This window comes from Bradyrhizobium sp. (assembly GCF_052389815.1).
In the GTDB taxonomy this organism is placed as follows: domain Bacteria; phylum Pseudomonadota; class Alphaproteobacteria; order Rhizobiales; family Xanthobacteraceae; genus Bradyrhizobium.
In genome coordinates, this window is sequence record NZ_JBQTHN010000125.1 from 1 (window position 1) to 11,365 (window position 11,365).

Genomic DNA, 11,365 nt, shown 5'->3' on the forward strand with positions numbered 1-11,365 from the left:
GGGCCCGACAGGTTGCTCAATGCCGGCCGCAGCGGCATTCCGCAGATCGTGGCTCCCGGATGCATGGACCTCATCGACTTTGTGGGATCGCAGGAACTGCCGGCGCGATTTGCCGACCGCCAATTCCACGCCCACAACCGGCTGATCAAATCCTCGGTGCTGAACGCCGAAGAGCGGCGGGAGACCGCGCGCGAAATCGGCAGGCGGCTTTCGCAATCGAAAGGTCCAGTGCACTTCCTGTTGCCAACGAAAGGGCTCGAGGAGTGGGACAAGCAAGGCGGGCCGACGCATGACCCCCAGGGACTCGCGGCCTTTCTTGACGAGGCGCGCAAATCCGTCGTGCCCCCGGCCCGGATGACCGAAGTCGACGCGCATATCAACGACAAGGCCTTTTCGGACAAGGCTCTCGAAATTTTCGATGCGTGGGTAGGCGATGGCACGATCAGGGCGCCCGCGCGGGGATCGCGAGGGAAGGTCGCATGACCTAGGAGCCGGGTATCGGTATGCCCTTCGCCATCAACACTGGCCGGCCAGCGACGCTGGCGCCGCACGGCATGGTCACCTCGCCACACTCGCTGGCTTCGGCCGCCGGCGTCGACGTGCTGCGCGCCGGCGGTTCCGCGATCGACGCCGCCATTGCTACGAGCGCCGTGCTGGCGGTGGTCTATCCCCATATGACCGGGCTCGGCGGCGATGCCTTCTGGCTGATCCATGCCGGTGACAGCGGTGAGGTCAGCTTTCTCAATGGCGGAGGCAAGGCCGCAGCCGGCGCGTCGCCGGATGCGGTGGCCGGGCGCGGTTGCAGCGATATCCCGCTGCGCGGGATCGTTCCGGCGACACTGACGGTCCCCGGCGGCGTGGCGAGTTGGATCGCGGCGCATGACGTCCATGGCCGTTTGCCGTTGCCGCGCGTGCTCGAGGCGGCGATCGGCTATGCGCGCGACGGATTCCCCGTGACGGGGCGCCTTGCCGCATTCATCGAAATGATGAGGGACGATCTGCTCGCGCAGCGGGAAACCGCCGCGCTGTTGTTTCCCGGCGGCACCGCACCCCAACCGGGCGCAAAGCTCGCCAATCCGAACCTGGCAAGCACGCTGCAGGCGATTGCGGAGCGGGGGCGTGCAGGCTTCTACGAAGGATCCGTTGCCGCCGAGATGGTGCGCTTTTCGCGGGAACAGGGCGGCTTCTTCGAACCCGCTGACCTTGCGCAGCAAGGCGCGACATGGGGCAAGCCGCTGGTCGGAAGCTACCGCGACGTGACGATCTTCAATACGCCGCCACCGACGCAGGGCTTTACCGTGCTCGAGATGCTCAACATGATAGAGTCATCCGATCCCCGCACGATGGACCTGCTCGGTCCCGATCGCTTGCATCTGCTCGTTCAGGCCAAGCAGATCGCCTATCACGATCGCGACCTGCTGCTCGCCGATCCCGCCTTTGCCAAGATCCCAATCGAGACCCTCATCTCGCGGGAGTATGCGCGCAAGCGGAGCGGGCTGATCGACCCGCAGTCTGCGTTGCGGTGGGATCAGGTGCCATCCTACGGCAGCCTCGCCGGCGATACCGTCTACGTCGCCGCCGTCGACCGTGACGGCAATGCGGCGTCATTGATCCAGAGCCTCTACGGCGCGTTCGGATCGTGCGTGACGGCGGGAAGCACCGGCGTCATCCTGCAGAACCGCAGCGCCTATTTCTCGCTCGATCCCGCTCATCCCAATTGCCTGGCTCCCGGAAAAATTCCGCTGCACACCCTGATCGCCTCGATGGCGAAGCGGGACGGCAAGCTTTGCACGGTGCTCGGCTGCATGGGCGCGGACGGCCAGCCGCAGATCCAGCTGCAGCTCTACACCGCAATGATCGATTACGGCCTCGACATCCAGGAGGCGCTCGAATTGCCGCGCTTCCTGTCCGGCCGCTTCGGCCTCGGCGAGGCGCGCGACACGCTCTATCTGGAAAGCCGCTTTCCCACTGCAACCATCGATGCGCTGGAACGGCGCGGCCACTCCGTGCACCGCTGGGGCCCGTGGAACGAGCAGGCCGGGCACGCCCACGGCATCACGATCGGACCGGAGGACCGCATGTTGAGCGGCGGCTCCGATCCGCGTAGCGACGGGGCTGCGACAGGCTACTGAGAAATTCAGTAGCCGCAGGTGGCGCAGCGCGGGGCGACCGGCGCGTAATAGGAATAGCCCGGCGAGACCATTTCGACGCGCTGCTGCGTGGCATAGCGCGGCGGGATATGCTGATAGGCGACGCCCTCGGGCGCGACCATCACCGTCTTCGGCACCATGACGGTGCGATACTGCGCCGGCGTGCGGTGCGCGACCACGCCGCCAGGCGAGACCATCACGGTCTCCTGCACCGTTCGGTATTGCGGCGGCACGCTCTGCAATTGGTAACAGGTGGCACAGGGCTGCGGCGGCGGAATGTAGCAGTTGTTACAGAAGGCGGAGGCGGTGCTGGGGAGAGCCGCAACCGCGATGGCGGCAATCAACAGCGAGGCAGATTTGCGAAACATGCTTTCGTACCCGTGAGGACGTTTAGGGATGGAAAGCTACGCCTATCAACCATTCGGAAAGTTTGGCTTTAGGAAGACCCTTAACAATTTCTCAACGGTCTATGCTCGCGCAGAAGTCGCGCTTCAAGCACGACTCGAAACTCCGCAGTCAGCCGCCGGATTCAACTCGGCTTCTTGAACGGTGCAACCTCGATTCCGGCAGCCTTCAGGGCCGCACGCACGCCTCGCGCGATCTCGACGGCCCCGCGCGTGTCGCCGTGGATGCAAACGGTGTCCGTGCGCATCTTGATGACCTTGCCGGTGACCGAGACGACTGCGCCATCCTGCACCATCTGCACGACGCGATCGGCGATGGCCTTGGCATCGTGCAGCACGGCGCCGGGCTTTTTGCGCGACACCAGCATGCCGTTGTCCTCATAGGCGCGGTCGGCGAAGACCTCGTGCACCATCGGCAGGTTGGCGTCTTCGCCGGCCTTCACCAGCCTGGAATTGGCGAGCACCACGAAAATCAGGTTGGGGTCGACCGCCTTGATGCCGCTGGCAATCGCCTTCGCCGTCATGTCGTCCTCGCAGGCGACGTTGGAGATCGCGCCATGCGCCTTGACGTGGGTGACCCTGTAGCCGGCCGCCGTCGCGATCGCCTGCAGCGCGCCGATCTGGTAGGCGACGAGATTCTCGATCTCCCGTGACGTCAGGCCCGGCATCGGCCGGCGGCCGAAGCCGTGCAGGTCGCGATAGCCGGGGTGGGCGCCGACGCCGACGCCGCGCGCCTTGGCAAGCTCGACCGTCCGGCGCATGATGTCGGGATCGCCGGCATGAAAACCGCAGGCGACGTTGACCGAGGTCGCAAGCTCGATCATGGCGGCGTCATTGCCCATCTCCCAGGCGCCAAAACCTTCGCCGAGATCGCAGTTCAGATCGACCGTCTTCATGGTGATTGCTCGCTTTCTGTCCAGGCGTATGGATGCCAGGTTCCGGCGTCCACCGCGCTGACGGCGTGGCCCGCCACATTAGCATCGGCCAAGGCTTCGATGTTGAATTCGGCGCTGTCGATCGCGCGCAGGCGGTCGGGCAGGGTACGCAGGAGTTCCGCGAACTTCTTCGCCTCGGCCTGCGCCTCGGCCATGCCGACGGATTTGAAGCGAAAACTGCGGCCGGCGGAGATTTGCGCGAAGCGGCCGAGATCGGCCGTTATCACCGTAGCGACCTTGGGATATCCGCCGCTGGTGCCGCGATCCTGCATCAGCACGATCGGCTGGCCATTGCCGGGCACCTGAATGCTGCCGTTCACCGTGCCGTCGGAAACGATGTTGTGGCCGTGGAGGTGCCTGATGACAGGGCCTTCCAGCCGGTAGCCCATGCGGTCGCTGGTCGCCGAGATCTTCCAGTCGCTGGCGAGGAACAGCGCCTTGGCCTCGTCGGAGAATTCATCGTCCTGCGGCCCGAGCACGACCCGGATCGGCGTCGGTGCGACGTCAGGCAGTTCGATGCGGCGCTCGGGCGCTCCGCTTGCGGCAGCCACCTGCAATTCATCGCCGGCCTGCAGCGGACGCGGGTAGGGGCTGCCGAGACCGGCTCGCGCATTCACCGAAAGACTGCCGAACATCGGCTCGCCGGCAATGCCGCCTTCGATCGCGAGATAGCTGAAGCAGCCATTGCGCGCAAAACCGAGCGTGAGTGTCTCGCCATCTGCGAGCGTCGTGGAACAGTCGCCGGCCACCGGCCGCTTCGCGACATCGGCGCTGCGTTGCGCGCCCGCGAGCCCTACACGTGCGGCGCCGCCGCGCGCGGTGAAGGCCGCGCCGAACGGGCCGACCTCGATCGCCGCGGCAAGCGGCGCATTGCCGACCAGCGCATTGGCTGCCGCCAGCGCCAGGCGGTCCATCGCGCCGCTCGGCACGAGGCCATAACGCTGGGAGCCCGGACGTCCGCCGTCCTGGACCGAACTCGCAGGACCGATCGAGGCAATGACGAGCTTTCCCATCAGGCGACCAGCTCGGCGACGATTTCGCCCGCTTCCGCGGCGCGGTCCTGCTCCGCAAAGGCCTTGGCGTCGATGCGCGAAAACGTAACGTAATCACCGGGTTCGAGCAGGAAGATGGGATCGCGGTGTAGCTGATAGGTGCGCACCGGCGTGCGACCGAGCAGATGCCAGCCGCTGGGTCCCGCGAGGCACTGCACGCCCGTCTGCACGCCGCCGATCGAAATGGTGCCGGACGGCGTCAGCAACCGCGGGTTCTGCCGTCGCGGCATGTGCAGGGATTTGTCGAGCCCGCTCAGATAAGACCAGCCCGGCGTGAAGCCGATCATCGCCACGCGGTAGTTGCCCGCGACATGGCGCGCCACGATCTCGTCCTGCGTGGTGTTGAGCGCCTTCGCGACATCTTCGAGATCGATGCCGTGCTCGCCGCCGTAAGCCACGGGGATGCGCCAGCGCCGCGCGCTAGCCGCCGTGTCTGCGGGCGACTGCGCCAGCACAAGCAGCCGCTTGCCCAGCGTTTCGTAATCGATCTGTACGGGATCGTAGTGCACCAGCAGCGAGCGATAGGTCGGCACGGCCTCGGTTACGCCCGCGATCGGCTCGCGCGCCAGCGCGCGGTCGAGCGCAAGCACGCGCTGGTTGGCGCCGTCGTCGATGTCGCGCGAATACTCCACCGTGACGGCGCTGTCGCCGCTGGCGAGCAGGCGGGGAGGGGGAATTGCAGGCATGATCTTCCAGGGACTCTCTTGCGCCGCAAGGCTAGCGCGTTTCGCTCCCGAGTGGAATTCGTCTCGCGAAAAAGTTCGTGCAACATCAATAAATTATACCGCACGCCAGCGATAAGCTGGGTTGATCGCCGGCCCCTTGACGCGCGTTCCCTTCCCCGCAAGATGCGCCCGCAAAACTTCCCCACCGGAGCCCGTTTTTTCGATGTCCCTGTCATCAGAGCAGATCGCAACGCTGTCCAAAATCTCGACCGCCACCATTACGACCGTCCTGCTCAAGAAGGGCCTGCGGAACGTCTGGATGAGGGGCACCAGGCCGCTGCATCCGGGACAGAAGCGGCTGGTGGGACGTGCCTTCACCCTGCGCTTCGTGCCGGCACGCGAAGATCTGGCGACGCCGGAGTCGTGGTCATCGCCGATCTCGACCCGCACCGCGATCGAGGCCATGCCGGCAGGCTGCATCGCCGTGGTCGACGCCATGGGCGTCTCCGACGCCGGCATCTTCGGCGACATCCTGTGCGCGCGCATGGTCAAGCGCGGCGTCACCGCGCTGATCACCGACGGTGTCGTGCGTGACGTCGAGGGCGTGCTCGGCACCAACCTTCCGGTTTGGTGCAACGGCTACGCCGCGCCGCCCTCGGTCGCAGGACTGACTTTCGTGGGGTGGGGCGAGCCGATCGGCTGCGGTGGCGTCGCCGTCTTCCCGAACGACATCGTCGTCGCCGACCAGGACGGCGCCGTGCTGATCCCGCAGGCGCAGCTGGACACCATCCTGACCGAAGGGCCGGAGCAGGAACGGATGGAAGCCTGGATCGTCAACGAGGTGAACAACGGCGCGGTGCTGCCCGGCCTCTACCCGATGAACGCCGAGACCAAGGCGCGCTACGCGGCGAGCAAGAAGTAACGGAAGGAGACACAAGTCCATGGAAATCCATCTTGCCGGCTCTCGCCCCACACGCCGGGCTCCGAAGGAATCCTTCACCGGTACGGTGCTACAGGATCCGATCATCCAGCCGCAGGCGCCCGCGCGGGTGGCCTCGAACCGCGTTTCGTTCGAGCCCGGCGCCCGAACGGCCTGGCATACCCATCCGCTCGGCCAGACGCTCTATGTTATTTCGGGTATCGGCCGCGTGCAGGCCAAGGGCGGCCCGGTGCGGGAAATCCGGCCCGGCGACGTCGTCTGGATTCCGCCGGGCGAGAAGCACTGGCACGGCGCGTCGCCAAACAATGCGATGACCCACATCGCCATGCAGGAAGCGCTCGACGGCAGCTACGTCACCTGGATGGAGCATGTCACCGACGACGAGTACGGCGTCGCGCCGTCCACGTAGCCTGGGACGGCGCCACCTCGGCGAGATCAGCTACGCTGCGCGGTCCATGTGCCCGAGCACATCGCCGCGCGCCAGGTACCGGAGCCGGACGAACCGTTGAGCCGGCCGAAACCGACCGCGCGCTTGATCCCGGAGCTCAGGGTCACACTGATGGTGCCGGCCTCGGCAACCCGGCCGGACGCCGAGACAGTTGCGGTGTTCGATGCCACCTGACCGTTGCTGATCCCGATCGACACCGAGGTGCCATTGGTGCAGGCGGAACTCGACGAAGCGATCTGCACGCTCCATTGGCCGTCAAACGTCGTGCTCGCGGCAACGGGCGTAGCCAGCAAGACGCCGGCGATCGTCAGGACGGCAAGGTTAGCTTTATGAAATGCGCTCATGTCGTCACCTTCCCCCGTTAGTGTTCCTCGGCGAGGAACCTGTCATGACGGGAACCGGGCGACCGTGATGGCTGTCACGCATGAAAAAGGCCCCGCTGGCAGGGCGGGACCTTTCGAATGACGCAAGTCACACGCGGCGGCTAATTCACCCGCGTCCAGATCTGGCCGCCGCAGAACACGCCGCCGAAGGCGCAGCCCTGGACGCGCAGGGTCTCGGTACCCTTCATGGCGATGGTGGAATCATAGGTGCTGCCGGTGGTGGGATCGAGAATGCGTCCGCTCCACTTGTCCTTGCCGGGCTTCATGTTGATCAGAACCTGCTCGCCATTCTGGTTGGTCTTTTTGTCCACGGAGTAGCCGCAGAGGTTGGCGCCGCATTGCTCGATGCGGACCCTGCCTTCCTTTTCCTCGGTCAACCAGACGCCGATGGGCGTGTTGCTGGCCACGACGGCGGCAGGCGCCGGTTTCGGGGCCGGCGGCGGTACCGGGGGAGCGGCCGGAGGCGGAGCCACGGCAACCGTCGATGACGGCGGCGCTGGCGCCGCGGCGGGCGGGGGCGGCGCCACGCTGGGCTGGGCAGCGGCCGAATTGTCAGTCGGGGCAGCAGCCGCGGTCGACGTCGCCGGCGAAGCGCTGGCAGCGCCGAGCGGCGGCGGGACTGGAGCCTGGATCGGCGGCGTTGCGGGCGCGGCGACGGCGCTCGGTGCAGCCGCGGCCGGAGGTGGCGGCGCTGCTGCCGCCGCAGCGGGCTGTTGCTCGACCAGCGCCGCAGCAGGCGGCGCAGCCGTTGTCGTCGTCGGCTTCTCCTTCGATTTGGAGGCGTCCTCGTTCTTCTTGGCCTTCTTGGTGTTGTCGTAGACGCCGGGGATCTGCACGGTGCCGCGGTCGGGATCGATGCGGATGGTCTTGCCCCCATACTCGAAGGTGTATTGGGCTTGCGCTGTGCCGCTCGCCAACAACAAGGCGGCTGCAGCCAAGAGCTTCTTCATATCGACCTCCTGAACGAGATTCTCGGCGCGAAGCACTAGGCTCCAGCGGCGTCAACCAGCGTGATCTGGATCACTTTCAAACCATAAGTCGTGATCTCGCCGGTTCGGTTCAATCCCGACCGGAGCGAATCTAGATTCGGCCGAAATTGCCGTCAATTCCGCGCAAAAGTCGCAGGTTCCGCACCCTCCCGCGATGTCCCTCAGGCCTCGTCGTCGCCGCGCAGCACATTGGCGATGGCGCTGCGCCCCGCCATTTCGTTGCGCAAATCGTCGAATCGCCGGCGCGCATCGGCTTCGCGGTCGTCGACCATCCTGACCGCATCTTCACGGCTCATCGGGCCGGAGGTGATGGCGGCGGAATTTTCGCCGATGGTTTCGTCGACGAAATAGTCGTCATTATCGCCACGCCGCACCGACCATTTGAAACGGATCGAAGTCATCGGCCCGGGGCCGACTTTGGAATAGCTGTCGCCATCCGGCTGCTCAGGCGCCAGCGGCTTGTCCTCGATGACCGCGATGGCCTGCCGTTCCGCCTCACTTTGCGGCTGCAGGGCGGCGGCTTCAATGTCCGCGTTGTCGCGAATGCTGGCGATGGCCGCCAGCGCATGGTCGGTTGGATCGCTGCTTGTCACGATCGAGCCTCCGGATATGAACTCCGCCAGCGGATTCGGTGTCCCCGTTGCCGCGCCGGTTTCCCTTACTCGCGTGCGAATGAGGCTGAGTTTTGGCACTGCGGAACAGCCTGCTTACGCACATACCGGTGGTAATTTGTCCTTCCAGGGCCTTGCCTGTTCGAGTTGGCTGGCGAGGCGGAATAGGATCGCCTCATCGCCGAGCCTGGCGGAGAACATCATGCCGAGCGGCAGTCCGGCCTTGCTCCAGGCCAGCGGCACGCTCATCGCCGGCTGGCCCGACATGTTGAACATCGACGTGCCGGGCATGTAGCGGCGCAGGATCGGGGTGATATGTCCGAGGTCCTCCGCCATGGTGTTGAGCTCGCCGATCTTCACCGGCGGCGCGCACAGCGTCGGACACAGGAACACGTCACAGGTCTCGAAAAATTCGGCAAGCGCACGCGCAATCCGGAACGCGTCGAGCTGGGCTGCGACATAGTCAGTGGCGCTGGTCTTCTGGGCGTTATGGCTCATCGCCAGGGTCAGGGCCTCGAAATCGTCGCCCGTCATCTGGCGACCCAACGCCGCCTCCGTCATCCGGACGGTCAGCGCCGTGTTGCTGCCGACGATGACGGTCATGACGGCGGCCGGATCGACCGGAAGGGTCGGCGCACGCTCCTCGACGTGGTGGCCGAGCTTGCCCAGCATGCCCGCCACATCGCGGACCGCCGCCGCGACCTCGGGATCGATGGCATCGCCACTGGGCGAACGGTCGGTGAAGGCGATGCGCATCCGGCCGGGATCGCGGCCGACTTCCTGCGCGAACGGCCGCTCCGGCGGCGGCGCCACGTACAGGCTGGTCGTCTCCGGCCCATGGATCGCGTCCATCATGACCGCGCTGTCGCGTACGCTGATGCTCACCACATGGCCGCATGAGAAGCCGCCCCAGCCTTCGCCGCGGTCCGGCCCAAGCGGATTGCGCGCACGGGTGGGCTTCAGGCCGAACACGCCGGAGGCGGAAGCGGGAATGCGGATCGAGCCGCCGCCGTCGCTGGCATGCGCCATCGGCAGGATGCGCGCGGCGACGGCCGCCGCCGCGCCACCCGACGATCCGCCGGAGGAGTGTGCGAGATTCCAGGGATTGCGGGTCGGGCCGAACAGCCGCGATTCCGTTGTCGGCATCAGCCCGAACTCGGGGCTCGCGCTCTTGCCGAAGATCGCAACGCCCGTGTCGAGGAAACGCCGGGCCAGGGTACCGCTATGGTCGGCGTTGTTGTTGCGATAGACGCTGGCGCCAAACGTCGTGACCGTTCCGGCAAGCAGGTCGAGATCCTTCAGGAGGAAAGGCACGCCGTTGAAGGGACCGTCGGGCAGGCCTGTGTCGACCTGCTTCGTGGCGTAGTCATAGTGCTTGACCACGACCGCGTTGATCTGGGGATCGACCTTTGCGGTGCGCGCGATCGCCTCATCGAGCAACTCCTGCGCGCTGACCTCTTTCCTGCGCACGAGATCGGCGAGGCCGACCGCGTCGTACTTGCCGTATTCCTTGATGGCCATGGGAACACCCGCTTCAATGCAAGGCGCCCGGCGTCGCCGGGCGCGGTTCGAGCGAAAACGATCAGCCGAGGACGTCCTGATTGATTACGTTCGCCCGGATCGGCGCGCCATCCAGCGCGCTCAGGATGTTGCGCGCGGTTTGCTCGCTCATGCGATCGACGGCCTCGCGCGTTACACCGGCGACATGCGGCGCGGTAATGATGTTGGGCAGGCACAGCAGGGGATGTCCGGCCGGCGGCGGCTCCTGTTCGAACACGTCGAGGCCGGCGCCGGCGAGCTTTTTCGATACCAGCGCCTCATGCAACGCCTTCTCGTCGACGATGCCGCCGCGGGCGGTATTGACGAGATAGGCCGTTGGCTTCATCAGCTTGAGGCGCGCTGCGTCGAACATCCCCACCGTTTCCGGATTTTTCGGACAGTGGATGCTGGCGAAATCGGCGCGGGGCAGGCCGGTCTCGAGGCTGCTGACCGGCTCGCAGCCGGCGGCCTTGATGTCGGTTGCCGACTTGTAGGGATCGTAGACCAGAACGCTCATTTCCATGGCAAGGCAGCGCTTGGCGGTGCGGGTGCCGATGCGGCCGAAGCCTATGATCAGCACGGTCTTGCCGAAGAGATCGTAGGGCAGCGCTCCAAGTCGCGCGGCCCACTTGTTGTCCTTTACGATGGAATCCATCTCGTATGCCCGCTTGGCGAGCGTCAGCATCATGAATACCGCGTGCTCGGCGACGGAAGGCGAGTTCGCAGTGCCCGCCACCATCAGCGGCACCTTGCGCTTGCTCAGCGCCGGCACGTCGACGGCGTCGAAGCCGACGCCGATGCGCGTCACCACCTTAATATCGCCGGATGCCTCGAGCTCGGTCTCGCCGAAGCGGGTAGCGCCCAGCGCCACGCCATGGACGGGCGCGTGCTCGCGCAGCTTGGCCTGGAAATCCCCTGCCGAAATCATGTTGGGGAATTCGATCATCTCGATATCGTGGCGTTCGCCGAGAAGTATCCGGCCAGCCTGCGAGAACGATTCCGTGATGAAAATCTTCTTCTTGTTGGACGCCATTTCCTGCCCTTGGTGATGCCCTTAGTGGTCCTTTGATTCTAACATTCGCTCCCCACCTGGGAGCCAGATTGCGAATGTTATAATCAAAGGACCACCAGCAAATAATGATTCCAGTGGAGTCTTGGGTGTTTCATACTCAAACGCCCCCGCCGCCGCAGATGAGCGAAGGTCAAAAAAAAAACACAGGTGGGCCGGCCCAGGACGCCCCCGGACACC

The 11,365-nt window shown here is 65.6% G+C and carries 13 protein-coding genes; 4 read left to right on the forward strand and 9 right to left on the reverse strand.

What is annotated here, in order from left to right; translation table 11 throughout:
- The first annotated feature begins 12 nt into the window (after positions 1-12).
- On the forward strand, positions 13-483 hold the full coding sequence (locus ACT4OC_RS20690; protein ID WP_444840893.1) for a hypothetical protein: 471 nt from the start codon (positions 13-15) through the stop codon (positions 481-483).
- 20 nt (positions 484-503) lie between these two features.
- Entirely contained in the window at positions 504-2,132 is a 1,629-nt protein-coding gene (gene ggt / locus ACT4OC_RS20695) for a gamma-glutamyltransferase (RefSeq protein WP_444840894.1), read from the forward strand.
- Positions 2,133-2,137: 5 nt separating this feature from the next.
- On the opposite strand, the gene ACT4OC_RS20700 is transcribed toward ggt, so the two are convergent.
- The 4 genes from ACT4OC_RS20700 to pxpB all read right to left on the reverse strand — a co-directional run bounded on the left by ACT4OC_RS20700 (position 2,138) and on the right by pxpB (position 5,227).
- Complete coding sequence (locus ACT4OC_RS20700; RefSeq protein ID WP_444840895.1) at positions 2,138-2,518, reverse strand: hypothetical protein; 381 nt, start codon at positions 2,516-2,518, stop codon at positions 2,138-2,140.
- Between the two features lie 161 nt (positions 2,519-2,679).
- The gene (locus tag ACT4OC_RS20705) at positions 2,680-3,450 is read right to left on the reverse strand and encodes a LamB/YcsF family protein (protein WP_444840896.1); all 771 of its coding nucleotides are present in this window, start codon (positions 3,448-3,450) and stop codon (positions 2,680-2,682) included.
- On the reverse strand, positions 3,447-4,502 hold the full coding sequence (locus ACT4OC_RS20710) for a biotin-dependent carboxyltransferase family protein (protein ID WP_444840897.1): 1,056 nt from the start codon (positions 4,500-4,502) through the stop codon (positions 3,447-3,449). Before ACT4OC_RS20710 ends, ACT4OC_RS20705 begins: the two co-directional genes overlap by 4 nt.
- Positions 4,502-5,227, reverse strand: a complete 726-nt coding sequence (pxpB, locus tag ACT4OC_RS20715; protein WP_444840898.1) for a 5-oxoprolinase subunit PxpB — start codon at positions 5,225-5,227, stop codon at positions 4,502-4,504. The genes ACT4OC_RS20710 and pxpB overlap by 1 nt, the downstream gene beginning before the upstream one ends.
- A gap of 202 nt (positions 5,228-5,429) precedes the next feature.
- Here pxpB and ACT4OC_RS20720 point away from each other — a divergent pair, with 202 nt between their 5' ends.
- Positions 5,430-6,128 (forward strand): ribonuclease activity regulator RraA, encoded by a 699-nt coding sequence (locus ACT4OC_RS20720; protein WP_444840899.1) that lies wholly within the window; start codon positions 5,430-5,432, stop codon positions 6,126-6,128.
- A gap of 19 nt (positions 6,129-6,147) precedes the next feature.
- Positions 6,148-6,555, forward strand: coding sequence for a (R)-mandelonitrile lyase (locus ACT4OC_RS20725; RefSeq protein WP_444840900.1), 408 nt, complete (start codon positions 6,148-6,150; stop codon positions 6,553-6,555).
- Positions 6,556-6,581: 26 nt separating this feature from the next.
- On the opposite strand, the gene ACT4OC_RS20730 is transcribed toward ACT4OC_RS20725, so the two are convergent.
- From ACT4OC_RS20730 to ACT4OC_RS20750, 5 genes are all read right to left on the reverse strand, one after another.
- Positions 6,582-6,938 carry a hypothetical protein gene (locus ACT4OC_RS20730; protein WP_444840901.1) on the reverse strand — a complete coding sequence of 119 codons (357 nt, stop codon included), beginning with the start codon at positions 6,936-6,938 and terminating at the stop codon, positions 6,582-6,584.
- A 140-nt stretch (positions 6,939-7,078) separates the two neighbouring features.
- On the reverse strand, positions 7,079-7,927 hold the full coding sequence (locus tag ACT4OC_RS20735) for a DUF2147 domain-containing protein (RefSeq protein WP_444840902.1): 849 nt from the start codon (positions 7,925-7,927) through the stop codon (positions 7,079-7,081).
- Positions 7,928-8,127: 200 nt separating this feature from the next.
- Entirely contained in the window at positions 8,128-8,559 is a 432-nt protein-coding gene (locus ACT4OC_RS20740) for a hypothetical protein (protein ID WP_444840903.1), read from the reverse strand.
- 114 nt (positions 8,560-8,673) lie between these two features.
- Positions 8,674-10,098 carry an amidase gene (locus tag ACT4OC_RS20745; RefSeq protein WP_444840904.1) on the reverse strand — a complete coding sequence of 475 codons (1,425 nt, stop codon included), beginning with the start codon at positions 10,096-10,098 and terminating at the stop codon, positions 8,674-8,676.
- A 61-nt stretch (positions 10,099-10,159) separates the two neighbouring features.
- Positions 10,160-11,149, reverse strand: coding sequence for a hydroxyacid dehydrogenase (locus ACT4OC_RS20750; RefSeq protein WP_444840905.1), 990 nt, complete (start codon positions 11,147-11,149; stop codon positions 10,160-10,162).
- Between the last annotated feature and the right edge of the window lie 216 nt (positions 11,150-11,365).

What these genes read in the sequence shown, in the direction of transcription:
- ggt (WP_444840894.1), top strand. Translation starts at nt 504, where the DNA reads ATGCCCTTCGCCATCAACACTGGCCGGCCAGCGACGCTGGCGCCGCAC.
- ACT4OC_RS20700 (WP_444840895.1), bottom strand. Translation starts at nt 2,518, where the DNA reads ATGTTTCGCAAATCTGCCTCGCTGTTGATTGCCGCCATCGCGGTTGCG.
- ACT4OC_RS20705 (WP_444840896.1), bottom strand. Translation starts at nt 3,450, where the DNA reads ATGAAGACGGTCGATCTGAACTGCGATCTCGGCGAAGGTTTTGGCGCC.
- ACT4OC_RS20710 (WP_444840897.1), bottom strand. Translation starts at nt 4,502, where the DNA reads ATGGGAAAGCTCGTCATTGCCTCGATCGGTCCTGCGAGTTCGGTCCAG.
- pxpB (WP_444840898.1), bottom strand. Translation starts at nt 5,227, where the DNA reads ATGCCTGCAATTCCCCCTCCCCGCCTGCTCGCCAGCGGCGACAGCGCC.
- ACT4OC_RS20720 (WP_444840899.1), top strand. Translation starts at nt 5,430, where the DNA reads ATGTCCCTGTCATCAGAGCAGATCGCAACGCTGTCCAAAATCTCGACC.
- ACT4OC_RS20725 (WP_444840900.1), top strand. Translation starts at nt 6,148, where the DNA reads ATGGAAATCCATCTTGCCGGCTCTCGCCCCACACGCCGGGCTCCGAAG.
- ACT4OC_RS20730 (WP_444840901.1), bottom strand. Translation starts at nt 6,938, where the DNA reads ATGAGCGCATTTCATAAAGCTAACCTTGCCGTCCTGACGATCGCCGGC.
- ACT4OC_RS20735 (WP_444840902.1), bottom strand. Translation starts at nt 7,927, where the DNA reads ATGAAGAAGCTCTTGGCTGCAGCCGCCTTGTTGTTGGCGAGCGGCACA.
- ACT4OC_RS20745 (WP_444840904.1), bottom strand. Translation starts at nt 10,098, where the DNA reads ATGGCCATCAAGGAATACGGCAAGTACGACGCGGTCGGCCTCGCCGAT.
- ACT4OC_RS20750 (WP_444840905.1), bottom strand. Translation starts at nt 11,149, where the DNA reads ATGGCGTCCAACAAGAAGAAGATTTTCATCACGGAATCGTTCTCGCAG.